The sequence below is a fragment of the Armatimonas rosea genome, from assembly GCF_014202505.1.
In the GTDB taxonomy this organism is placed as follows: domain Bacteria; phylum Armatimonadota; class Armatimonadia; order Armatimonadales; family Armatimonadaceae; genus Armatimonas; species Armatimonas rosea.
In genome coordinates this window covers 1,036,262-1,059,005 of the sequence record NZ_JACHGW010000002.1, presented here as the reverse complement: position 1 = coordinate 1,059,005, position 22,744 = coordinate 1,036,262, and the positions used below count along the sequence as shown (strand labels likewise).

Here is a 22,744-nt window from a genome sequence, read left to right as displayed (position 1 = left end):
AGCCTCTGATGACGGAACCAGAGAAGCACCCGCTCCGTGTGCGGCACACCGGGCCTGTGATCAGGCCCGACCCGGCGCGGGTCTTACTCCGCAGCTTCAGCCCCACCACGGAGCAGAGGAGCCTGCAGATCATCGCCCGAATCAGTGTCCTCTCCGAGGAGCACATCGCGGCGGAGCTGCAGGAGCTCCTCACTCGGTTTGGAGACCGACACCACCAGCTCCAAGCCTTCTGGCTCCGGCGCTTCGACCAGGTCAAGGCGCTGCTCCTAACCGACACGCCCACCAGCCAGGCCCGAAAGCTGGTGATCGGGGCCTACTTCACCCAGGAGTACGCGCTCGAAGGTGCCGCCCTCTTCAACCCGTCGCTGGTGTGGCACCCCGACCAAACCGGGCTCGCGGCGGGCTCACGGCGCTTTGTCCTGAGCCTGCGGGCTACCGGAGAGGGGCATATCTCCTCAATCGCCTTCCGAAGCGGCGTAGTCGATGCCCAGAACACGCTCACCCTCGATGAGCCCACACGCTTTGTGAGTAGCCCGGTACAGGTCGCTTACCCCCCCTACGACCGGGCGCTCTTCTCCCAAAAACTCCACGAGCTCGACCACCGCGACGATGCCGTGGCGGCACTGATGGCGACCCTCAACGAGAACTTTACCCTAGACGAGCTCAAGGCCAGTGTCCAGCTGGTGGAGCGCCAGAACCGCAGCCAGCGCAGCGGGCTCCCCCTCAGCTACCTCCTCACCCTGGCACGCGCCAACTACACGGTCGCCTTCTCCCCCGACCAACCCCTCTCCGAGCGGGTGCTCTTCCCAACCTCCCCCACCGAGATCAACGGGATCGAAGACGCACGCTTTGTGGAGTTTTGCGAGGAGAGCGGCAAGAGAAGCTACTACGCCACCTACACCGCCTACGATGGCAAGGTCGCGATGCCCCAGCTACTCCAGACCCAGGACTTCCTAACCTTTGAGATGAGCACGCTCAACGGCCCCGAGGTCCAGAACAAGGGAATGGCACTCTTTCCTCGGCGGATCCGTGGGCACTATGCCATGCTCTCGCGCCAAGACAATGAGAATATCTACCTCATGTACTCCGACAACCTGCACTTCTGGTACACCCGTGAGATCCTGCTGAAGCCAACCTATCCCTGGGAGTATGTCCAGCTCGGCAACTGCGGCTCGCCCTTGGAGACCGACGCGGGCTGGCTCGTGCTTACCCACGGAGTCGGCGCGATGCGCCAGTACGCCATCGGTGCGATCTTGCTCGACAGAGCCGATCCCTCCAAGGTGCTAGGACGGCTCCGCAAGCCGCTCCTCACTCCCCAGCCCGACGAGCGTGAGGGCTATGTCCCCAATGTGGTCTACAGCTGTGGCGGACAGATCCACAACAACACCCTGATCCTGCCCTACGCCCTGTCGGACTATGCTAGCAGCTTCGCAGTCGTGCCCTTAGACGATATCCTAGGTGCCCTGGAGTAGTTTTGTCAAAGAGTGTAGGTACTTTTCCAGCCAGGAGTAACCGTCCCCGCTCTCTTGGGACGCATCACTGGCACGCCTCGGATTGAGCTTGTGCGCTTGCTCCCATCTATCGGGGATGCCATCGTGGTCGGTATCTTGGGGGGGCTCACCGGCGGCAAGAGTGGGCCAGCCACCGACATCGCTCTGGGAGTCGATAATGCCCGGAAAGCCTGTCTTGCTGCCTTTGTAGCTCGTGCTGCGGCTCTTGACATCGTTGAGGGCCCGGGTATCGACGGAGTCGTAGCGGGGGAGGCGACACCCCACATCGGCCAAGACATTGGCAAAGGCGTCTTCGGCGCTCTGGGTGGTTACAAACGAGTCGCAGAAGGGCGCGGAGAGGCGGCACTCGGGGGGCATGGCGACCGTGTTGGCATCAGGGTAGCCCACGAGGGTGTTGCCGGCGACAAAGTACTGCTGCGGGTCGGTGGGGCTGCCGCTGTCGGGCTTGAGCAGGTGAAAGACCTTGGTCGCGGGGCCGGGCAAGTAGTAGTTGTTCACGAGGTTCAGCGCCTTCACTCCCCCGTCATTGGTGCGGTGCTGCCAGTTGTAGACCACGTTGTTGCGGATGTCCAGATAGCCGGCGAACTTCCCCCCTTGTGTCAGGCCACCCGCGAGGCTAAAGTTTCGCCCCGCACAGTGGGTGAGGAGATTGTGGTGGAAGCTGCCGATCTTGCCCGAGATACTGGCGGCAAACGAGTGGCCCTTCCCCGTACCGACATAGTGATCGTGGACAGACATATTTAATGCCTCCGAGATCAGGCAGCGCTGGAGCGTGACATTCTGTGCCCCCCGCGAGCTCACGGACTCGTCGATGGTCCAGCTAATCGAGCAGTGGTCGATGATGCAGTGGTCCGAGCCCGCAAAGCCCATGCCATCGTAGGTCTTCCCAGACTCATCCCCGACCCGCACCCGGACATAGCGGATGATCGTGTCGTGGGTTCCCAGGTTGCCAAAGCTCGCGCCCCGGATGCAGATCCCATCGCCGGGCGCGGTCTCCCCTGCGACGGTCAGGTACGGGTTGCGGATAATCAGGCGGCTCTTGAGGGTGATCGTCCCTCCGGTGCGGAAGACCACGGTGCGCGGCCCGCTCGCCTCCACCGCCTCACGCAGGCTCCCCGGCCCCGAGTCGTCGAGGTTGGTAACTTCGTAGACCCTTCCCCCGCGCCCCCCGATCGCAAAGCGCCCGTAGCCCTCCGCACCAGGGAACGCCAGGTGCCGGGTTTTGTACGACCAGACCTGTCCCTTGACCGTCTTCCCGTCGGCAAAGGTCGTGTCCACGCGCCAGAAGCGAGTGGTTGAAAACCGCTCGCTGGAGGCAGCAAGCTGCCGAGCGTCCTCACGGACGGGTTTGAGGTTGGTGGGGCTGGTGCCTACTAAGAGCGTTTGCTTTACCGCGCCCTCGGCGGGTGTCCAGCGCAGGGTGGGGTTCTCCGGGGCGTGCTCGTCGCCGTTGACGGGGAACGGCTTCTTGGGCTGGCGCTGGGGGTTCTCGGCATCGAGAGCGAAGCCATTGAGGATCAGGTTTGTCCCTTCGAGCGTCACCGTCGCCTTACCGTCGCGATCCGCCACAAGCGTCACAAAGCCCGTCGCCGCGTCCTGGTCGTCGAGTGTACGAACGGTCGGGATCACGGCCAGGTCTCCGAGCCGAAGCTGGCCCGCGGGCTCGCTTTCCAGGCGGTTGTGGTAGGTCACCAGTGTGTGCTTGCCCGGAGTCAGGCCGGAAAATGCCAGCTCCAGCTTTCCCGCTCCCTTGACCATCACCCCGTCGCTGGTGAGTGTCGCCCCCGTGTCGTAGCCCGCCTTCCACCAGCCGACCGAAAATCCATCCTGTGCGCGGAGGGTAACGGTCAGCTTGCCAAAGGTCTGGGTGGCACTGGTGCCCGCTTTGGGTGCCCAGTTCTCCCAGCCCGGCGTGCGAACATCGCCGCGGGCACCGTCGGAGTTCAGGTCTACCCGAAGCGCAGGGGGCGGGGTCATGTCCGGGATCATGCGGCTACCCTCCGCAGACGGATGGCTTGCCAGGGGAGGCCGGGGAGCGGGATTTTCCGGTCGGTGGCATCGACAAACGTGTAGTTATCGAGCTTCTTGGTCATGAATGTCCCCGCAACCGGTGTGATGGTCCTGTTCCAGGTGTCGAGCACCTCGGCGGTAAAGGTTACTCCCTCCTCTAAGCCCGGTTTGGGGAGTGCGAAGGTCCACTCGCTTGGGGCCGCGCTGCTGAGGTAGACCAGGTAGAACTGGCCGGGCTGGCCGCCGGTGCGCTGGTTGTGCCACTTGTCGATCGGCTCTAGCTCGGGGGCGTGCTGGAGGACGTCTCGCAGGAACGCGAGCCGCGCGGGGCTCTTGCCGTGCAGGACACCGCCCTTGGACCACCAGAGAACGTCATCGTGGTGCAAGAACGTCTCGCCGTGCCCCACATACGTGCCGGCCACGGCTCCTTCCCAGAAGCGATTGACCATCTCCTCTCCCGTCAAGCGGCCCCAGCGGCGCTCGATATCGCCTTCGTAGATCACCTCATCGAAGACAATCGGCTTGCGGTAGACATCGCGGTAGAGCACGGCACGCCCGGCATCCTCGACCGCTGAGCCGTTCTGGATACTGGCGTGGCTAAGGCGCGGGTCGGTGTGGTTCCAGAGGACGGTGCCATTGTGAATCGATGTCAGGTGGTCGTAGGGGTCGTTTTTCTTGACGATGCCGATAAACCGGTCCCAGTCCGCCTCGGTCTTCTCCTTCATGAAATCGTACTCATTGGCGAGGGAGAACCAGACATTGCGAAACGCCGCGAGCCGGGTGGTGACGTACTTTAGGTACCGGTCATCGGCCTCGGCAGGCATGCAATCAAAGCCCCACCGGCCATCGTCGTAGGGGTGCAGCAGGATCACATCCGCCTCGATCCCTAGCTTGCCCAGCGCGACAATCTGCTCCTCCAGCTTGGCAAAGAACGCAGGGTTGAAGCGTGTGAAGTCCCATTTTGCCTCCCCTAATTTCTCAAACGGGTAGAGCTCGGGCTCGTTTTCATTGTAGATGTAGTGCTTGGGAAAGACACAGAAGCGGATCTTGTTGAAGGGCGCGTTTGCCAGGGTCTCCAGCGTCTGGGCCTGGAGCGCGGCACTCTGGTGGTTCCAGACATAGCAGGTCGTCCCCATTTGGCGATACGGCGTGCCATCGGCGTAGGCGAAGTGGAAGGTGTTGTGAACCCGCACCGGCCCGTGGTTGCCCGGCGACGGTGGCCCGACTATCAGCTCACCAAACTCATTGTTATTGTCGGCAACCCAGCTCCAGACGCCCTGAGTGGGTGGCATGAAACGCACGATCTCGCGCCCATCGCCGTCCCAGAAGCTCCAGATCGTCAATCTCTGCGTGCCCTGGCTGAACTCTACCGTTGTTGGATTGGTAAAAACCAGCTCGGAAATCCCCCACTGCTCTGTCATCAAAAAATCCCTTTCAGATACTTTACGTTGGCACCGAAGTTCGCCTTCACATTGCGCGGATCGCGTGCGCTCCGGGAGCGCTCGACCACCAGCCAGCCGTCCCAGCGCATTTCGGCAAGCGTCTCCTTGACAGCCCGCATATCGAGGCGCGGGTTCTCGCTCAGCAGGTAGCCGTCGTCGTCGGTGGCGTGGATCTGGCAGATGCGCTCGCGGCCCAGTAGGCGCAGCTCTTGGTGCAAATCTCGGCCTTTCTTGAGCGGGTTGGAGAAGTTGAAGTAGCTCTGGATGGCGCGTGAGCCGAGCTCATCGAGGAGCTTTTTCTCACCAGTGGCATCGAGCTCAGTCTCGATTCCCACCACCACGCCCGCCTTCTCCGCCAGCTTCCCGACCATCCGCAAGCGCTCCACCACCAAGGGGCGCAGCTCGGGGTGTGCGACCAGATCGCAGGGCTTCCCAAGGGGCAGGAACGCTACTTTGACACCCAGAGCGGTCATGGTGGCGAGGCAGTCCGGCACCATCTTCTCGACCACGCCGGGGCGCTCGGCAAACGACTGGGCATAGAAGCCGCTCATCGCCAGCGAGCAGATCTCCAGCTTGCGGGCCTTGGCCTCGGCCAGAAACCGCTCACGGACCTCAGGCTGGGCGAGCGCGTTCTCAAAAGTCGGGCGATCCCCCAGCGGCCCCATGTCCACCTCGACACCATCGGCACCGAGCTCTTGCGCGAGCCCAAACGCCCCGAGCTTCTGGCGCTTGAGGATCATCCAGTCACAGACCGCGATTCTCAATGTGAGCCTCCAAGGAGTTGGATATTGCCGAAGTCGGAGAGAATCGCTTTCTCGGGGAAGCGCTTCTTGTACTCCGCCGCCATCGCCGCCAGATCGACAGAGTCGGGGCGCTTGCCCTTGTACTCGCGCTCGTGTTGGCGAGGGGCGAGGTCCTGATCTCCTTTGGGGGCAAAGAGATTGCTGCCCGCACGCCACCAGTACTTGAAGTCGATAACATCCACCTGCGCCGCGTACTTCGGGCTCGCCAGAATCGCATCCTGGACATCTTTGGGGGCGCTCAGGCCAATCAAGACGCGCTTCTTGGTCTCCCGCCGCCACTGCGCGATCGTCTCCAGCCAGAACTGCGTGAAGTGGAGCGGCCCGGAGAACTCCTCGGAGAGCAGAAAGATGACATTGGGACAGTCCGCCAAGACGTCCAGGTGGTGGCGGATGAAGCGCTGGTGCAGCCGGCGACGCACCGGGTGGGTCTCGTCGTAGAAGGCCTTCGCCATGAAGATGCGCTTCTTGCCGGCGTAGGGCGGCGGCTCGGGGAAGCCCGTGTTGTTGATATTGTTCACGGGCCGCCACGGGCAGTCCGCCCAGTGCGCCCCCGCCTCTAGGATATTGTGCTGGAAGTACATGCTGGCGATCAGCACCAGGCCGCTCTGCTCGGCGAGCCGGGCGAACTCCTTGAGCCGCCCAAAGTACCACGGGTTGTATTTTTCAAGGTCGTAGCGGGAGAGGCCATTCCAGCTTGTTCCCTTGCCACTTCGCGCAAAGGGCTGCTCCAGAAAGGGTGCAAAGGCCTCGGCATCGACCCGGCGGATCATCTCGTGGTCGTCGCGGCGGCGGTCGTACCAGAGGCCGTAGTTGTGCCGCAGCGCCACTTGGTCTTTCGCCAGCATGTCCTCGATCAGCGCCTCGACCGGCTCGGTCTTTCCGGGAGAGAAGCGTGTCAGGTGCAGCCCGACATCGTCGGCGCGGCCCAGCTGGAGGTGCCCCCGCCAGAAGGTCAGCGCGCGCTGCTTGCCTTGAAGGGGCTTGCCCCCGACCAAGAGCTGCCCGTGGGCGAGGGTGAGTCGCTCGCCCCGAACCCCACCTTGCGGGGGAGAAGGTCTCCCCCAGCCCGAGGATAGCGGGCGAGGGTCAGGGGGGGCGGGAATGGGTTGGCGCTCCTTGAGCTGGGCTTCGTATAAACTCTCGGGCTTGACAAACTCATTGGGAGCGCGCCAGAGACCGTCGCCGACGAACTGTGCCCAGCAGCCGATCACCCAGTTCTGCGCTCCGGGCGGCGTTCGAGCGGTGAGGAGGGGGACGGTGCACTGCCATGCGAGACAGTTCGCTGCCGCCCACCCAACCCCGTTGTCCCAGAGCTCGCGGTTGTCGAAGGCAAGCCCGCCACCGTCCATCTCAAGGTTGTCGAAGAGCACTCCCGTCGCCCAGCTCTCGATCGGGCCACTGAACGAGTGGGAGTTTTTTGTCTGGCAACGGACAAACGCATTCGGCCCTGCTGCAAGCCAGCCAACACAGAAATCATGCCGGGCGTCTTCCGACCGGCAGCGCAGAAAGAGCGTCTGCTGACCGGCGGTGTAGAACGCATGGCGACGGTAGCCCGCGACCTCCGAGACAGGGGCAAGGCAGGCGCAGTCCTGCACCGTGATCCGGCGGCTTTCCTCGCCCACCCGCACGGCGGAGCTGACAAAATGTCGCGCGACACTATTTTTTACCCAGCAGTCCTCGGCGTACTCTAGGGCGATTGCCTGCCAGGAGTGCTCTTCGTCGTGCGGGTTATCCTTATCCCACTCCGACTCCAAGATTAGGTGCTCGACCCCGCACTCCGAGACCCGCCGCGGCAGAGTGAACTGCACTACCGCGCCACCAAGCTCCCGTTCGAGGGCACAGGTGAGCGGGGCATCGAGGGTAAGCGTATTGCCGCCAATCGCGACGATGCTCCGCTCCCAGACCACGTTCATCTTGTCGGCGGCCCAGCCCGGCGCGGGGCGTCCGGGAACCGAGGCCATCCCGATCCGCTCCAGCCAGGCTTTCGGGCTCGGCCGCCGGATCTTGATTTGGCTGTCCACTGAGAGGCCGACGGTGGTATCGAGCGTGAGTTTCGTGGCATTGACGGGCACATAGGCATCGGTGACCGTGTGTATTGGCCACGAGGAGTCCAGGGGGGGGTGTCCTCGCACCTCGATCAGTGTCCGCCGCCCAGTTCCCGTAGCGACAAGAGTTGTCTGAGCCCCCGTGCCGCGCAGGATCGTCCCCGAGCGCCAGATGAGGAGCTGGCCCTTGATCTTGTAGCGCCCTGGCAGGAGCAGGATCACCCCACCCCGGTCGAGCGCGGCCTGGATTCGTGCGGTGCTGTCGCCGGGAGCAGGTTTAAGCGTCTGTGTCGGTTTCGGGTTGGGCAGAGCGATCCCACCGCCCTGGTAGCCGGCATACGAAAAATCCGGCACCCGGTTGCCCCGCGAGTCGGTCTCGTAGACCAGCTTGCCATCGGGGCCAAGGTCAACAAAGCGCTCAGGCATGGAGCATCACCTCGCGTTGGTGGGTGCCAGGGGTAAGCGGCTCGGCGGCTCGGCCTGGCAGCAGTAGAGTCGCGGTCGTGTTGGCGGGAACCGTCGCGCGCACTCGAAGCCGCTGGCCGCTCCGCTCCCAGCGCAGGCCGACAGTGCCACGAATGGAGTCGTAGCGTGCCTCGACCCAGTCCAGCTCGAGGAGAGATGCGGGCTTGAGGAGGGTGTGGCGGAAGCCAGGTCGGGCCGGGTCGGGCTGGATTCCGGCGAGGTCGTGATAGAGCCACTCGGTCACCTGGCCCAGCATGAAGTGGTTGTGCGATGCCCCCGTGTTGGCGTCCCACGCCTCGGTGAGCGCGGTCGCGCCCTTCTGGAGCTGGTAGGCATAGCCCGGCTTGCTCTCTTGGGTGAGTAGCTTGTAGACCACATCGCTCCGCCCCGCATCGGCCAGCGCACGAAGCACAAAGCGAAAGCCCACATCGCCCGCTGTGGTCGCCCAGCCGTTGCGCTCTAGATCCGCGATCAGTGCGGCAAGAAGCCTCTCCCGCTCCGAACGCACCGCAAGCTCCAGGGCGAACCCCAGCGCGTAGGCACACTGCGATGCGTGCGTCCCAAAGCTCTTGACCCAGGCGAGGCGCACCCGCTCGGCTTGGGTGGCGTAGAGCGTGGCATCCTCGCGCTTGTCGAGGAGCTGGGCAAACTGGCTCAGTGTGCGCGAGAGGTAGCTATAAAACGCCGTTGCCGTTATGGGCGGCGGCGTGTTCTGCGCGACACCAGGCTTCTTTGGCCCCTGGTCGTACCAGTCCCCCAGCCCCTCGGCGAGGATATCGTCCTTGGCACGGCTTGTCAGGTACGCAAGGTAGCGTTGCATCGCGGGGTAGTGCTTGCGGATCAGCGACAGGTCACCGGTGAAGTGGTAGTGCTGGAGCGGGACGAGCAAGAGGGCCGCCCCCCACTCGGCGGCGGCACGGAATGTCCCCTCGAACTTGGTGAACTCGGGGGCGATATTGGGGATCAGGCCGCTGGCATCCTGGGCATCGGCCATGTCGTTCATGCCCTTGACAAAGTGTCGGCTGACATCAAACTCGTAGCGGATCGCGGGGCCATTGAGGTGGTACTGCTCCAGCCAGCCCAGCTTCTCGCGGTGGGGGCAGTCTGTCAGAACCGAGACCATGTTGGAGCGCTGCGCCCAGCGGACGAGCTCGCGAATCCGGTTGAGAAGCGGGTTGGAGCAGGCAAAGTGCCCCACCGGCGCGGCGCTGGCATGGACAAGCTGCCCCTCCAGGCTCTCCAGCTGCGCCGTGCCCGCCGCCTGAAAAAATCGGCTCCCCACATAGTGAAATCGTGGGCACCACTCCTCGGGCGCATCGGTGGATTTTGTGTACTGCCACCAGGTGCCGCCCCGGTCGCCGCCGCCCATTGTCCGCTGGTTGGGCTTGCCATCGTCGCCGAGAACCTCCGACGGCGTGAGGCGTAGCGTGCTTCCGGCGGGGCCACTCACCCGAATCCTGGGCACCCACGATGCGTTCTGCCCCAGATCGTAGACCGTGGAGCCATCGGGGGGATGTATCTTAGTAAGGGGCTTGCGAGTCTCGATCACCTGAAGCGGGGGTGCGGAGACACTCAGGCCGCGGAGGGTTCCCGGCGGGCGAATCAGCACGACCGCCGGTGTCCAATCGCGCTCCGAAAAGCCGGGTGCGCTCCAGCCTGTGGGCTCCTTGCGGGAGTCGAAGTCCTCGCCCCCGTAGATATTGGAGAAGGTCGTCCCGCCCGGATGCCAGCTCCAGCTTGGGTCGGTGCCGATAAACTCCACGCGGCCATCGACGTGCTCCAGGCGCAGGTGGAGCAGCGCACGGAGCGGCCCAAAGGTCCCGGTGAACTTGACAAAGCGGTTGCGCCGCACGACATTGTACATGCCGTTGCCTAGGCGCATTCCCAAGACATTCTCGCCCGCTTTGAGCCTCTCCGTCAGGTCGAAGGTCTCATAAAGAATCGTCTTGTTGTAGTTGGTCCAGCCCGGCGAGAGAAGATTCTCGCCGACCTTCTGCCCATTGACCAGGAGCTCAAACTGCCCCAGCCCTGTCACATGGACCGTCGCCCGCTTCAGCCCTCCGGGGAGCGTGAATGCCTTGCGTAGCAGCAGTGTCTCGGTGGCGGCGGGCGCGACAATCCAGCTCGCTTTAAGATCCGCCGGGCTCAGCAGCCCCATGGTGAACGCGGCGGTCTGGCTCCAGGGACCGGGTTGCCCCGTGCCCTCCCAGACCCGCACCCGCCAGAAGACCCGCTGCGACGATACCAAGGGCTTGCCGGCGTAGTCGATTGAGACAGTCTCCGCAGACGCCACCCGGCCACTGTCCCAGAGCTCCGCGAGCTCCGGGGAGGTGCCCACTAGCACTTGGTAGGCGCTCTGCGTGCCCGCGCCCTCCAGCTTCCAGGAGAGACGTGGCTGCGGGCTATCGATCCCGAGGGCCTGCGGCTCAGGCCAGTCGTCGCAGCGGAGCTCGATCGGGCGCATCATAGCTCGCGTGGCTCCAAGACCACGTGCTTGATCTTCTTACGGTCCCAGGTGTAGGTGATGTGGATCTTGCCATCACGCGTCTGGATCACTGCGGGGTAGGCGTAGCCCGCGTCACAAGGCTCGGTTTCCAGGGTGAGAGCCCGCTTCCAGCTTAGGCCATCGGTGGAGACCGCCACATCCAGCGGGTAGCGCACCCCCTTGGTCGGGCGCTCCGGCGGCGGCGCGGAGTGGTTGTAGACCAGCACGTGGCGTCCGTCTTTGAGGGTCACGGCATCGGTCCCGGAGTTGGGGTTGGGTAGGGAGAGCCGCTCTAGCGGGCTCCAGCTCTTGCCCAGGTCCTTGGACCAGGTGCTCGCCAGGACACCATTGCGCGTCCGACAGACCGCTTGCAGCCGCCCGTCTTTGTGCGACAGAACACTGGGCTGGATCGCCTCCAGGCCATTTCCCACCACCGGCTCCGTCTTTGTCCAGGTCTTGCCCTTGTCGGTCGAGCGCTCAAAGTGGACCTTCCAGCCGTCGGGCTCCGTGCTACTTGGAGCGAGCCAGCTCCCGTCTTTGAGGACGACCGGCTTGTTCTTGATCGGCCCTAAGATTCCCTCAGGGAGGCGCTCGGGCTTGCTCCAGTGCTTGCCCCCATCGCGGGACCGGGTCACCATTCCCCACCACGTGCTCGGCGACGGCCCGATTTTATAGAAGAGCCAGAGTGTCTGATCTGCGACAAAAAGCACGGGGTTCCAGGTGGGCAGGCGTGGGGAGCCATCGGCCTGCACCCCGTTGGCGACCTCGATGGCCGGAAGCCAGACGCCGCTCTCTTGCCGCGCCACCCAGATTCCGACATCGGGGTCGCGCTCCTTGGTGCCACCAAACCACGCCGCCACGAGCTTGCCGGGAGCCACCTCGGCGATTGTCGAGGCATGGCACGACGGGTAGGGTGCGTTCTCGTTAATAAATTCCCCCGCCTGGCGGGGGCTAGGGGGCTGGCGGGGGCTAGGGGGTTGTTTGATGGGGGTTGGTTCCATTGAGATACTCTTCGAGATTCGTGTAGCCGTCGCCGTCGGGATCGCCATTGGGGTCGCTGAGCTTGTAGCGCTTCTCCCAGGTGTCAGGGAGGCCGTTGTGGTCGCTGTCCTTGGGGGCGCTCCCGCCCTTGTAGCTCGGCCAGCCGCCGGCATCGGCGGGCGTGATGAGAATTCCGTTCTTGCCCACAGTCGTCTTTCCGGTGCGCACCGACTCGATGATGCGCTTGTCCACGGAGTCGCGCCTCGGGAGGGTCGCCCCCACTCCCTCCAGCACGAGCTTGTACGCCTCTGCGGCGCTCTGCTCCGTGAGCTTGGGGGAGTCCCAGGGCGCACTCCCGCGCACCTGCTCGATCACCTTCTCCAGGCTCCCAAGACGCTTGATATCAGGCTCATCGAACTGGACGCCACCATCCCAGTTGTTCTTCGTCACCTTGTCGTTGCCCTCCATCACATTGCCCGCGACATACCACTTGCCCAGGGTCGTCCCCTCGGCGAACATGTTCAGGTGCTGGGGGCGGCAGACACGGAACTGAATATCACCGTCGCCGCAGGCCGGGCCGGGCTTGAAGTAGTTGTTGACGATATTCAAGTGCGACGTCGCATCGCCGCCGTCGATCGTGCGGTGCTGCCAGTTGAAGAGGACATTGTTGCGAAAGTCCACGTGGTCGCCGTAGCCGATACTCGGGTTGCGCCCCGTGTTGCTCGCGAAGAGATTGTGGTGGATCGAGACATTCTTGCCGCCCTGTGTCCCGCCAAAGGCGTGGTTGTGGAGGTCGAGTGCCTCGCTGGAGATGCACCACTGGATGGTCGCATTGGTCGTGGGGCGCTTGATGTCTTTGCCGTCCGGGCCCTTCTCGATCCAGCGGTAGAGGGAGATATTCTCATCCAGCCCCCAGCTTGTCGAGAGGTGGTCCAGGATGATATTGCCCTGCGGGTAGCCGCCCAGGGCATCGTCGCGGCGCTTGAGCTCGCCGCGGCGGAACCGCAGGTAGCGGATAATCACATCGTGGGTATTAATCTCCGTGGTCTCGCCCTTGATGCAGATGCCATCGCCGGGGGCGCTCTGCCCCGCGACCGTGATATAGGGCTCGTCGATGGACAAACGCGACTTCAGCTCGATCGTGCCTCCCACACGAAAGACCACGGTGCGACGCCCACTCGCGGCAAGCGCCTCCCGCAGGCTCCCCGGCCCGGAGTCGGCCAGGGTCGTGACCTCGATCACCCGCCCGCCCCGCCCACCTGGGGTGAGAGCGCCGGCTCCCTCGGCTCCCGGAAAGGCAAGCGTGGGCTTCGGGGACTGGGCGGGCGCCGAGAGGGCCAGCGCCAAGACAGTGACGAGCAGGCTCCCCCGTTGGACGGGGGCGGGGGGGGTAGGTCTTTTCATAGGGTTTCTCTTTCACGCATGGGGAAGCCAGACCGACATCTCCGAGTTTCCCCGGTTTCCCCAGGCAAAGTAGGGAACCAGTCGTAGGTCAATCGAGCGGGGAGGTGTGGGCTTATAGACCCGGTAGAGCGCCTCGGTGTTTTTGGGCGAGGACACCCGCACCAAGGCGCGGCCCTCCAGCACGACAACGCCCCCAAGGAGCGCGGGATCGAAGCGCGGGGTGAGCTGTACGGTGCCGGGCAGTGCGATATCCAGCAGCGACGAGCGAGGCGGCAGGTCTGCGGACTCCAGGCAGTAGATGAGCGGGCCACGCTGGACGGCAAGCTGGTTGCGCGCCTCCTCGACCAGGGGATGGGCTTCGATGAGCTGCACGGGCAGGGGGAGCGTCAAGGTCACTCGGTCGCCGGTTTTCCAGGCGCGGGTGAGCGTGGCGTAGGTGCCCGGGAGGCACTTCTCACGCACGCGCTTGCCATTGACGGCCAAGCTCGCGCCGTCCGCCCAGGCAGGAATCCGCAGCTTGAGCGTCTCCGGGCACTGGGTGATTGTCAGGGTCACCGTGCCGTCCCAAGGGTAGCGCGTCTCCTGGACAAGTTTGATGCCCTCCGCCTCCAGCGTATTGCTCCCATAGAGGTTCACCCAGAGCGCATTTTCGGCTTGGCTGTAGGCAAAGCGGCTCACCTGCGCAACCGTCCGGGCGACATTGGGCGGGCAGCAAAACGAGCTAAAGAACGCCGCGCGGGTGCGGGGCCAGCGGAGCGGGGCGGGCTGTTGCTTCAGGGCGCGGAGGGGGTTGTTGTAGAAAAACGCATCGCCGCCGAGGCTCACGCCCGCCAGAACGGTGTTGTAGAGCGCCTGCTCCAGCGTGTCGATGTAGCGCACCTCGGGCTGGCACTGGAACATCTCCCAGGCCCAGAGCACGAGGCCGACACTGGCGCAGGTCTCGTTGTGGGCGGTCTGGTGGGGAAGCTGGTAGCTGCGCCCGTAGGCCTGGTGCGTCCGTGTGATGGTCTTCTGCTCCTCCGAGCCATCCGGCGATGCCCCATCGTAGAGCGCTCCACAGCCGCCCGTCAGCGAGAGCTTCTTAGTGGTGACACTCTCCCAGACACGCTCCAGCACCGCCCAGAGCGTCCGGTCTCCCGTCTGAGCAAAGAGCGCGGCGGCTCCGGCGTAGAGGTAGTTCGCCCGGACGGCATGCCCCACCGCCTCGGTCTGCTGGCGAAAGGGCACGCGGTCCTGGTTGTCGTCGCCCGCCCCCACCTCAGGCACAATATCCTTCATGTCCACAAAGCGCTTGGCCAGGGCGAGGTAGCGCGGCTCCTTGGTGGTGTCGTAGAGATGGAGGAGCCCGAGATAGTGCGATGGGCAGATGCCAAACCGGGCGAGCTGTGGGGTTGGGGCGGCGAAGGCACGCTCCAGAAAATCGGCGGTCTTGCGGGCAATTGTGAGAAAGCTCTCGCGGCCCGTGACCGTGTGGTGCGTGCAGGCGGCGCTCAGCAGGTGCCCCATGTTGTAGAGCTCAAAGTCGGTGGGCTCTAAGAACGGGGCTTGCTGCTTGATCTGCGAGCGAGTGTGGATATAGCCATCGGGGCGCTGCGCCTTCCCGATCAGCACGACAGCCTCCTCGACCTTGGCTTCAAGCGCGGGATCGGGGTGCTGGGCGAGGCTCGCGCACGATGCTTCCAGCAACTTGTAGAAGTCGCCGTCGTTGAAGGGCGCGCCCCGGTGGCGCACCTCAGGACCGCCCGTCACCAGCCCGGCGGCGATCCGAAAGTTCTGGAGGTAGTGGGTCGGCTCGGTGCCCTCCATCCGCTTCCAGAGCGCAGGGATCGTCCTCTGGCGGCAGGTCGCGACCCGCTCCGCCCAGAAGCCGTCGGTCCAGCGCGTGGCATGGCTCAGAGAGGCAGGCATGTCACCACGATCTCCTCTTTGTGCATACTATAGACCAGCCAGGCGCAGGACTCGCTCCGGGAGCCGTCGCTGGACCAGGGGCTGAGCCCACGGGCGTAGCTCGCCCCGATACTCTTATGGAGCCCCTCAAACCGGCGGGCGGGGAGCTCGGTGTGTGCGACCTGCATCTTCCCAAAGTGGACGCCATCGTCGCTGGTGACCAGGGCGAGCGGAAAGCGATAGTGCTCGTGCGGGTTGTAGGCAAGCAGGAAGCGGCCACCGGGCAGGCGCTGGCCCCAGACCTTTCCCATGTTGGTGATCAGGGTCGGTGGGCAGGCAGGCTCCGTCCATGTCGCGCCATCGTCGTGCGAGATTGCAACCCAGCGCTTCTTCCCCACCGCGACCCAGGCACCGTCGCCGCGCCGAAAAAAGCTCAGCGCCTTGCTGGTTGCAAAGACCCCCGCCTCGGGAAGCAGCCGACCGTAGTCCTGCTGGGCGAGAAACAGCGGGTCTGCCTGAAGCTCCGCGCCGTCGAAGACCGGCCCGAGGGTATGGTCGGCGTGGAGCTCGCGGGCGACAAGCGGGCCTTTGGTCGCCTCACGGGTTGGCTCCTGGCTCACGCGCTTTCCCGCGAGGGCAAAGAAGCGTCCCTCGGGAGAGTGGTAGAAGTACATGCGGAGCGGTGTCGAAATCCCCTGCGGGAAGAGCTCTTGTGGCGCGCTCCAGCGCTTGCCATCCTGCGACATGCTGTAGAGCTCGCGCGACGGCCACGTGTCCTCGTCGCGCTCGCACGCGTTCCAGGCCACGTAGAGCCGCCCCTTCCAGCAAGCAATATCCGGGTGGTGGTGGTAGGTCCAGCCAAGCGAATCCGGTGCCGAGACCACGGTCGCGGAGGTGGCGCCTGGCCAGAGGGGCAGGCCGCCGGTGGTCTGGGTAAAGTCCAGCGGAGGAACCTCGACCTCGATCATCTCGCCCTCCGCAGAGGCAAGAGCAGCTCAGGACCACAGAGCCCGCGCAGGGTGAGAAGCGCCTTGAGCGCCGCCAGCGACTCCCCGAGAGTCTTTCCCGCCTGGTAGGTTGCCGTCAAGGCCATGAGCTCTTGGTGGAGGAGCTCGATCTCCGTGTCGGGGGCGGTGCAGAGCGCATGGCAGAGCGCGGGGGCGAGGTTGCCGGTGCTGGGGACGATCCCATCGGCACCGAGCCGTAGCCCCTGGGCATAGCGTAGCCCCGCCCCGATCAGCACGGTGAAGTCCGGGAGCCCGCCGACTGCCTCCAAGAGCGCCGCGATCCGTGCTTCGTCGGGGGACGAGTCCTTGATACCGATGATCCTTGGGTGCTGGCGCAGCCGCTCGATGCTCGCTAAGGCAATACTCTGGTGCGTGGTCTGGGGGATATTGTAGAGCAGCAGCGGGACCGTGAGGGTGTCGGCGAGGGTGAGGAACCAGTGCTCGCTCTGCTCGTCGGTGAGGGGGTAGTAGAACGGGAGGTGCGCGACCACGGCGGCCACTCCCAGTGCAGTGTAGGTCTGGGCGGCCTGGCAAGACTCCGCAAAGCAGTTGGACGCGATCCCTGCGACAACGGGAACACGCCCCTGCGCGGCAGCCACCGTCGCCTCGACCAGCCGCTCCCGCTCCGCCTGCGGGACAGAGAGTGCCTCGCCGGTGGTGCCGAGGACAAAGATGCCATCGACCCCGCCGGTGACCAGGTGCTCCACCAGCCGCCCGACCGCGGGCACATCCACAGCCCCCTCCGCTGTCACGGGCGTGACCATGGGGACAACAACACCGGTAAGAAACTTACTCATCCGGGAAACACCTCCGCGCGGTGACCGTCATACGATGCGGTGGCAGTCATACGATTAGCTTTCTGAGCCGGTTGCTCTGGCCGAGTTTCTTGCCATCGGCGAGGACTTGCAGGCCCGCCCCCCGTCCGTAGCGCCTCCCGGTGGCGTCCCAGAGAATGGTGAGCAGGCGTCCGTGGTAGCCCACGCCATCCAGGCAGAACCAGGGCCAGGTGCCTTCGGGCAGGAGCGGATCGACCTCGATTTTCTGGTCGGCGCGGGGGGTGAGCCCCACCAAGCCGGTGATGAGGAGATCGGCGAAGGTCGAGTGGTTGTAGTAGCGGCTCCGCTCCTCGCCCTTGATCCAGACTCCCGTTGTCTCGTCCTGGTACTCCCCGATATAGGGCTTGCCCTCGCGCTGGTGACTGCGTGCGTAGGTGAGGAAGGCATCGAACCAAGCGCGGCGGGGAATCGGCAGGTTGTTGAAGCGACGCAGGGCACTTGCCAGCCCCGTGAGGGTCTGCGAGGTCGCAAAGGGCCAGAGGGCACCGTCCCACTCGCACTTTCCCGTGCCGTGCGTGCGGAACTTGGGGTGGCGGCGCTCCGCGGTGGTGAGGCCAAACGGGGCGGCAAAGCCCTGTGGGTCGGTGAGCTGTGCCCAGGCGGCGCTGTGCTTTCTCTCCGCGATCCCAAACTGCCAGGGCACGAAGCCAATTGCCTCGCGTGCATCGGAGAGGGAGCCATCGGGGCGACGGACCTTAAAGAACTGCGCCTTCTCGTCCCAGAGGAGTGCCTGGGTCTTGGCAATAAGCTCGCGAGATCTTGCTATAAACTCCGGGCGCTTGCCCACTCGTCCGAGAGCGGCGGCGCTGGCGACCATGTAGGCGTTGATGGTCGGGCGCAGGTTCTGGACCGTGCGTGAGCCGCTGATCGACTCCTCCATGCCATCCTTGACATCATGTTGCCAGAAGAGCCCCTCGGGAGCGAGCCGCTCTTTCTCCCAGGCGTGAAAGTCCGCGATCATGTCCTCCAGAAGGGTGGTAAAGAGCGCGTGGCTCCCCGTGACATTCCCACGGGCCTCCAGCGCGGCGGGGACCCAGCCACTGAACTTATGAAAGTGCGGCTGCGGCTTGCCCTCGTTGCCCCGAAACCAGAACGCGACATACTCATCCAGGAGTGCCGTCTCGCGGAGCCAGCGTCCCTCGGCGATATGGTGCCCCAGAGCGCAGGAGATCGAGTTGAACGCGCCCGCATGGCGCACCGGAGCGAGAAACTCGGTGAGGATTCGGCCTTGAGGGGTCTGCTTGAGGTGCTTGCGAAAGCTCCACCAGCGGAAGTAGTAGGTCTCGGTGAGCTGGGTATCCGGGCACTCAAAGAGCGGGGCACTTGCCACCAGCCACTCCCAGGCTCTTGCATTGGGGATAAGCTGCACAAGGGACTCGTCCTCCATCGCATTAAAGCGCTCGATGTGGTGGGCAAACGCCCCACTCTCTAGAACCATTTTATTTAGTCGCCGAGTGCGTTGAACCAAGCTGTGCAACGTGCGTACTTAGGATCTTGCGTCGGAGACTTCCAGCAGGCGCCCGTCAGGCTCTCTTTGGTGTAGTCATCCGGGGCCTTGAAGTACTTGGCATGTCCATCGGCCATGGTGTAGACCTCGCCTCCCATGTGCCGCCGCCGTGCCAGCATGTAGCCCTGCTCGTGGATACTGCGCGACGCGTACGCGACTTCATCGCGGCCACTGACCTCGGGGATGCTCCCTCCACAGGGGGCGAGCATGATCAGGCTCCCTGGAGAGCCTACCGAGGCGAGGCTATTGACCACGACGGGGTTGGCGGCTGTCGCACTACGGCCAGCGGGCATCAGGTTCGAGTTGGGTCCATAGCTACGTAGCGGGATCGGCCGGGCGTTGCCGGAGCGGGTGAACCAGGTCGGGTCTTCTTTTCCAAAAGCATCGATACTGGGACAGAAGTAGATGGAGAGCTTCTGACCCGGACTAGGACTCCCCGTCTTGATGCCCGCGACAATATACGGCTCGATCATGGAGTACCAGTTCACTCGCCCCGGGCCATTGTAGTCCGCCGGAGGAAAGGTCTCGTCGTAGTCCTGCACATACATCATGAACGAGACTCCGAGCTGCTTCTGGTTCGAGAGGCAGGCCGTCTGTCGCGCTTTCTCACGGGCCTGGGCAAAAACGGGAAAGAGAATGGCCGCAAGGATGGCGATAATCGCGATCACAACTAAGAGTTCGATAAGGGTAAACCCTTGGGATAGAGATGATTTCTTCATAAAAGCTCCTCCTTAAGAGCGAGTAACTAACACTGTCATGTGGTCTCCCCAAGACGCAGCTCACTGGGCAGCGTCACCTGTTGCGGCGGGAGTACGGTCTTGTCTTTTTCACTGAGGCGGGCCGTCAAGACATCGAAGGCTCTCTCCACGAGCGCCACACTGGGGCTCACCACCGTGGTCAGTGGGCGCTCCAGGAACCTCCCCTCGTCGATGCCGTCAAAGCCTGCCACGGCAATGTCCTCAGGCACACGCAGCCCACCGCGCCGCAGGCCGTTGTAGAGACCGATCGCCACCAGGTCATTGAGGCAGACCACGGCATCCGGGCGGTCTTCGGGGCGGCGCGCCGCCAGCTCCAGCCCCGCGTCGAGCCCCATCTCCCGCATCCACGCCTGGGTCACGATCGACATGGGATCGGTGGGCTCGCTGCCAAGGCGCTCGGGCTCCTGCTGGGCACGCTGGCAGAAATCGAGATAGGCCAAGAAGCGCGGGTCGCTGGAGGGCAGGTGGGCTCCGGGGGCTAAGTAAGCGACACGCCGGTAGCCACGCTCCCAGAGGTGCTCCATGAGCTGACGGGCACCGCCCTCGCGGTCGATAGCCACAAAGTCAGTCGCATCGCTCCGTCGGTAGCCTAGATAGACCACGGGAAGCTCCTCGCGCTGGGTGCCTAAAAAGTCCGAGAGCTGCTCGTTGGGCGAGACCCAGATCAGGATGCCATCCATCGGCCAGCCCCCGAGCTTGCCCTCGGCTTCGTAGGAGGCGCGCAGCTTGAAGGCGGAGTCGGGCAGGACATCAAAGCCCGTGCGGAAAGCCCGCTCCTCGGCGGCCTCCATCAGGCTCAGAAAAAACGGATTGCGCAGCCCGGCGATCATCAGCCCGACTATATTCGTGCGGCCTTTCCCGAGCCCCTGCGCCAGCCGGTTGGGTCGGTAACCCAGCTCTGAGGCGGCACGTCGGATGCGTGCCTGCGCCTCGGAGGAGATCCGAACCTTATCGCCCCGGCCATTGAGGACACTGGAGACCGTCGCACGGGCCACCCCCGCACGATCTGCAACTTCGCGTAGTGAAACAGGCATCTTTGTCCCTGAACGGCTTGCTAAACCGTTTATGCAAACGTGACTTGGAATATACCTCCCTCGTAAGTAGCTGTCAAGTTAGCGGTGATTGGTTCGGTCGTGAGCGAAGACATCGCCAAGCTCTGCGTCTCGCCGGGAGAGGTGGTATAACGCCTGTTGCGATGGAGATGTGAGAGTGCGCTCTCTCCATCAAGTCCCTAATTCCATGAAGAGAGCCAGACAGTCCTCTACAGAACAAACGGAGCGCCGCGTACGCCGCGACTACTCCCTTCCAATGCTCGACCTCGCTGTTGCCGCTCCTTGGACGCTCTCCGTCGTCGCCCGACGCGAGGGGCAGTATCTCGGACAGCCGACCACCGTGCTTTTCCAAGATGGCAAGACCCTCCTCACCGCGTACCCGGATGGGCACGGCCAGGGAAAGCTGCTTCTTAGCCGTAGCCACAACGGAGGCAACACGTGGTGCCCCGTCGAAGTGGACGTAGCGACCGTCCCTGAGGTTCCTACGCTCTACAAGCTCCCCCTGCCCGGTGGCCGTGAGCGCGTTCTTCTCGTCACCTGCCAGGTAGCGAAAGGGATTCTGGAGTGGATGTGGAGTGACGACCAAGGGAATAGCTGGTCGCCCCGCAAACAATGGAGGCTGGAAGGCACTCGTGGTGCGATTGTCGCCCTCGCCTCGCTCTGGCCTCTCGCTCAGCGAGATCGCTTCCGCGGCATCTTCCACGACTTCAACTTCGACAACTTTACCGTTGAGCTAGAGCTTGTCGCCGATCCTACAGCACCAGGGGGCTTCGACTGCCGTTTCTCTCAGCTCACACCGATCCCCTTCGCTAGTGAGGGAGGGCGCCTGCGTGCACGTGCCGCTGGCCTCTGCGAGGCGGGTGCCGTGGTCTCCCCCGATGGGGCGTCCATGGCCCTTCTCTTCCGCCCGCAAAACAAAAAGACCAACGCGATGATTAGCTTCTCCCGTGATCGTGGCTCGACGTGGTCCGACCCGGTCGAGCTCCCCGGCTCCCTGACCGGTGAGCGACATACAGCGCGATACGCCCCCGATGGCCGCCTTGTCATCTGTTTCCGCGACTATAGCCCTCTCAACCCCACCAATCCCAGCCATGGTGACTGGGTCGCCTGGGTGGGTACCTGGGACGATCTTGTGCAGAGCCGGGAGGGTTACTGCCGCATCCGCCTCCACCGTAACTTCGGCAACTCCACCAACGCCAATATCGGCGACTGCGGCTATACCGGCCTCGAAGTGCTCCCCAATGGCTGTATTGTCGCCATCAGCTATGGTCACTGGGAGGTACAGCCCGGCTCGAAGCACCCCAACCATCCCGGAGGTCGGGGCAAGCCCCCCTACCTCCTTCAGGCCCGCTTCACCCTCACCGAGATCGACCAGTGGCTACAAGTGGACAAGAACCTCCTCATGCCCCTGTCTGAGAGACGATCCTTATCCTAGAGGTTGTGGTGACTGGGAAGCCAGACGCGTGCCTGTCATCGAGCTCAAGCTCGGCTGGCAGAAGCCCCTGCCCGATACGGCAAAGGAGACAGTCTCTAGATTTAGGGAGGCACGGAAAGGCTATGTCGGCGGCCGCGAGCTACCTCATGAGTAAGCGCCCCCTCAAAGCCAAACTCGTCTTGGAGGCATTATGGGAACCAATGAAGCCAAGAGCGAGCGGAGCGGAACGGTGTCGTGGCGGAAATCTGAGCCAGTGTATTTACTGTCACCGTCACTTAGGCAACAATTGTCAATAGTGTCAGGCCCCAAAACGAAGAGCGGTTCTTACCAGTTACTGATAAGAACCGCTCTTGGATGGGTTGTATAGGACTCGAACCTATGACCCGCTGATTAAGAGTCGCAACCGCCATGGATAACAAATGCTAACAGATGGTACCACGATAATCATGCAAAAATTACTACCTGTGTATTGATGTACTTAATTTTTTCGATTTTTCAAGGTTGGTTGGCAGCGGTTTTGGTGTTGTTGGTCGCACCAGGGGCTAGGGAGCCAGTCTGCGCTTGGTCGTCCCGAAGTTGGGACGAGTGCATAACGTTCGGACTCGGGGCTAGGGTAACGGATGCGTTTGTCGCGAGAGAAGGAGATCGCCTCCTTTTAGCGAATTCTATGGTGACGATATGGCTGTAGAGGATGTCATTGAAGAGCAGGACGAGCTGAAGAAGCATACTCACGATATGCGTATGTGGCCCCGCCAATGGATGGCGTACCGGAATCGGGTGCCTTGCCGATGGCAAGAATATCGCCTGGAGGCAGGGAACCAGGTAAGTATCCCAGATCGTTCCGGGGTCTACACACTGATTCTAGTTTCTGGGGTAGCTGGGCATCCGTTTAGTAGCTACTTGATGTACGTTGGGCAGGCATCCGATCTTCGGCGGCGTTTCGGGGAGTATCTAAGTACAGAACGACGCGAAAGTGGACGGCCCAGGATTTTCCGGTTGCTGAACCTTTACAACTCGCATCTGTGGTTCTGCTACACAGAAGCGCCGCAAGCCGACATCACCACTCTGGAAGATGACTTGATGGAAGCGTTCCTTCCGCCTTGTAATAGTCCGAGT

The 22,744-nt window shown here is 63.5% G+C and carries 16 protein-coding genes; 3 read left to right on the top strand and 13 right to left on the bottom strand.

The features are described 5' to 3' along the window. The first annotated feature begins 8 nt into the window (after positions 1–8). Entirely contained in the window at positions 9–1,472 is a 1,464-nt protein-coding gene (locus tag HNQ39_RS12785) for a glycoside hydrolase family 130 protein (RefSeq protein WP_184196372.1), read from the top strand. Here HNQ39_RS12785 and HNQ39_RS12780 read toward each other — a convergent pair. From HNQ39_RS12780 to HNQ39_RS12720, 13 genes are read right to left on the bottom strand one after another with little or no spacing between them, the layout of a single operon-like run. Further along, positions 1,455–3,500 (bottom strand): pectate lyase family protein, encoded by a 2,046-nt coding sequence (locus tag HNQ39_RS12780; protein ID WP_184196369.1) that lies wholly within the window; start codon positions 3,498–3,500, stop codon positions 1,455–1,457. The genes HNQ39_RS12785 and HNQ39_RS12780 overlap by 18 nt on opposite strands. Further along, entirely contained in the window at positions 3,497–4,942 is a 1,446-nt protein-coding gene (locus HNQ39_RS12775) for an apiosidase-like domain-containing protein (RefSeq protein WP_184196366.1), read from the bottom strand. The genes HNQ39_RS12780 and HNQ39_RS12775 overlap by 4 nt, the downstream gene beginning before the upstream one ends. Continuing rightward, on the bottom strand, positions 4,942–5,703 hold the full coding sequence (locus tag HNQ39_RS12770) for a sugar phosphate isomerase/epimerase family protein (protein WP_184197743.1): 762 nt from the start codon (positions 5,701–5,703) through the stop codon (positions 4,942–4,944). Before HNQ39_RS12770 ends, HNQ39_RS12775 begins: the two co-directional genes overlap by 1 nt. A 20-nt stretch (positions 5,704–5,723) precedes the next feature. Next, positions 5,724–8,237 carry a DUF6298 domain-containing protein gene (locus HNQ39_RS12765; RefSeq protein WP_184196363.1) on the bottom strand — a complete coding sequence of 838 codons (2,514 nt, stop codon included), beginning with the start codon at positions 8,235–8,237 and terminating at the stop codon, positions 5,724–5,726. Beyond that, entirely contained in the window at positions 8,230–10,743 is a 2,514-nt protein-coding gene (locus HNQ39_RS12760) for a family 78 glycoside hydrolase catalytic domain (RefSeq protein WP_184196360.1), read from the bottom strand. Before HNQ39_RS12760 ends, HNQ39_RS12765 begins: the two co-directional genes overlap by 8 nt. Beyond that, positions 10,740–11,762 carry a sialidase family protein gene (locus HNQ39_RS12755; protein ID WP_184196357.1) on the bottom strand — a complete coding sequence of 341 codons (1,023 nt, stop codon included), beginning with the start codon at positions 11,760–11,762 and terminating at the stop codon, positions 10,740–10,742. The genes HNQ39_RS12760 and HNQ39_RS12755 overlap by 4 nt, the downstream gene beginning before the upstream one ends. Beyond that, positions 11,731–13,146, bottom strand: a complete 1,416-nt coding sequence (locus HNQ39_RS12750) for a pectate lyase family protein (RefSeq protein ID WP_184196354.1) — start codon at positions 13,144–13,146, stop codon at positions 11,731–11,733. The genes HNQ39_RS12755 and HNQ39_RS12750 overlap by 32 nt, the downstream gene beginning before the upstream one ends. 12 nt (positions 13,147–13,158) lie before the next feature. Beyond that, positions 13,159–15,054, bottom strand: coding sequence for a glycoside hydrolase family 127 protein (locus HNQ39_RS12745; protein WP_184196351.1), 1,896 nt, complete (start codon positions 15,052–15,054; stop codon positions 13,159–13,161). Further along, positions 15,039–16,001 carry an exo-alpha-sialidase gene (locus HNQ39_RS12740; RefSeq protein WP_184196348.1) on the bottom strand — a complete coding sequence of 321 codons (963 nt, stop codon included), beginning with the start codon at positions 15,999–16,001 and terminating at the stop codon, positions 15,039–15,041. Before HNQ39_RS12740 ends, HNQ39_RS12745 begins: the two co-directional genes overlap by 16 nt. Beyond that, complete coding sequence (locus HNQ39_RS12735; RefSeq protein WP_184196345.1) at positions 15,998–16,837, bottom strand: dihydrodipicolinate synthase family protein; 840 nt, start codon at positions 16,835–16,837, stop codon at positions 15,998–16,000. Before HNQ39_RS12735 ends, HNQ39_RS12740 begins: the two co-directional genes overlap by 4 nt. A 46-nt stretch (positions 16,838–16,883) precedes the next feature. Beyond that, the gene (locus HNQ39_RS12730) at positions 16,884–18,314 is read right to left on the bottom strand and encodes an MGH1-like glycoside hydrolase domain-containing protein (protein WP_184196342.1); all 1,431 of its coding nucleotides are present in this window, start codon (positions 18,312–18,314) and stop codon (positions 16,884–16,886) included. Between the two features lie 5 nt (positions 18,315–18,319). After that, positions 18,320–19,102: a prepilin-type N-terminal cleavage/methylation domain-containing protein gene (locus tag HNQ39_RS29620; RefSeq protein WP_221289975.1), complete on the bottom strand. Its 783-nt coding sequence runs from the start codon at positions 19,100–19,102 to the stop codon at positions 18,320–18,322. A 35-nt stretch (positions 19,103–19,137) separates the two neighbouring features. Beyond that, on the bottom strand, positions 19,138–20,175 hold the full coding sequence (locus HNQ39_RS12720) for a LacI family DNA-binding transcriptional regulator (protein ID WP_184196338.1): 1,038 nt from the start codon (positions 20,173–20,175) through the stop codon (positions 19,138–19,140). 274 nt (positions 20,176–20,449) lie between these two features. Here HNQ39_RS12720 and HNQ39_RS12715 point away from each other — a divergent pair, with 274 nt between their 5' ends. Together HNQ39_RS12715 and HNQ39_RS30280 are read left to right on the top strand one after the other, a co-directional pair. Then, on the top strand, positions 20,450–21,628 hold the full coding sequence (locus HNQ39_RS12715; RefSeq protein WP_184196334.1) for a sialidase family protein: 1,179 nt from the start codon (positions 20,450–20,452) through the stop codon (positions 21,626–21,628). A gap of 28 nt (positions 21,629–21,656) precedes the next feature. After that, positions 21,657–21,782, top strand: coding sequence for a hypothetical protein (locus HNQ39_RS30280; protein WP_281380244.1), 126 nt, complete (start codon positions 21,657–21,659; stop codon positions 21,780–21,782). Positions 21,783–22,744: the final 962 nt, after the last annotated feature.

Bases quoted from the DNA above. Each gene is read 5' to 3' on its own strand.
- HNQ39_RS12785 (WP_184196372.1), top strand. From the start codon at position 9: ATGACGGAACCAGAGAAGCACCCGCTCCGTGTGCGGCACACCGGGCCT.
- HNQ39_RS12780 (WP_184196369.1), bottom strand. From the start codon at position 3,500: ATGATCCCGGACATGACCCCGCCCCCTGCGCTTCGGGTAGACCTGAAC.
- HNQ39_RS12775 (WP_184196366.1), bottom strand. From the start codon at position 4,942: ATGACAGAGCAGTGGGGGATTTCCGAGCTGGTTTTTACCAATCCAACA.
- HNQ39_RS12770 (WP_184197743.1), bottom strand. From the start codon at position 5,703: ATGATCCTCAAGCGCCAGAAGCTCGGGGCGTTTGGGCTCGCGCAAGAG.
- HNQ39_RS12765 (WP_184196363.1), bottom strand. From the start codon at position 8,237: ATGCCTGAGCGCTTTGTTGACCTTGGCCCCGATGGCAAGCTGGTCTAC.
- HNQ39_RS12760 (WP_184196360.1), bottom strand. From the start codon at position 10,743: ATGATGCGCCCGATCGAGCTCCGCTGCGACGACTGGCCTGAGCCGCAG.
- HNQ39_RS12755 (WP_184196357.1), bottom strand. From the start codon at position 11,762: ATGGAACCAACCCCCATCAAACAACCCCCTAGCCCCCGCCAGCCCCCT.
- HNQ39_RS12750 (WP_184196354.1), bottom strand. From the start codon at position 13,146: ATGAAAAGACCTACCCCCCCCGCCCCCGTCCAACGGGGGAGCCTGCTC.
- HNQ39_RS12745 (WP_184196351.1), bottom strand. From the start codon at position 15,054: ATGCCTGCCTCTCTGAGCCATGCCACGCGCTGGACCGACGGCTTCTGG.
- HNQ39_RS12740 (WP_184196348.1), bottom strand. From the start codon at position 16,001: ATGATCGAGGTCGAGGTTCCTCCGCTGGACTTTACCCAGACCACCGGC.
- HNQ39_RS12735 (WP_184196345.1), bottom strand. From the start codon at position 16,837: ATGAGTAAGTTTCTTACCGGTGTTGTTGTCCCCATGGTCACGCCCGTG.
- HNQ39_RS12730 (WP_184196342.1), bottom strand. From the start codon at position 18,314: ATGGTTCTAGAGAGTGGGGCGTTTGCCCACCACATCGAGCGCTTTAAT.
- HNQ39_RS29620 (WP_221289975.1), bottom strand. From the start codon at position 19,102: ATGAAGAAATCATCTCTATCCCAAGGGTTTACCCTTATCGAACTCTTA.
- HNQ39_RS12720 (WP_184196338.1), bottom strand. From the start codon at position 20,175: ATGCCTGTTTCACTACGCGAAGTTGCAGATCGTGCGGGGGTGGCCCGT.
- HNQ39_RS12715 (WP_184196334.1), top strand. From the start codon at position 20,450: ATGCTCGACCTCGCTGTTGCCGCTCCTTGGACGCTCTCCGTCGTCGCC.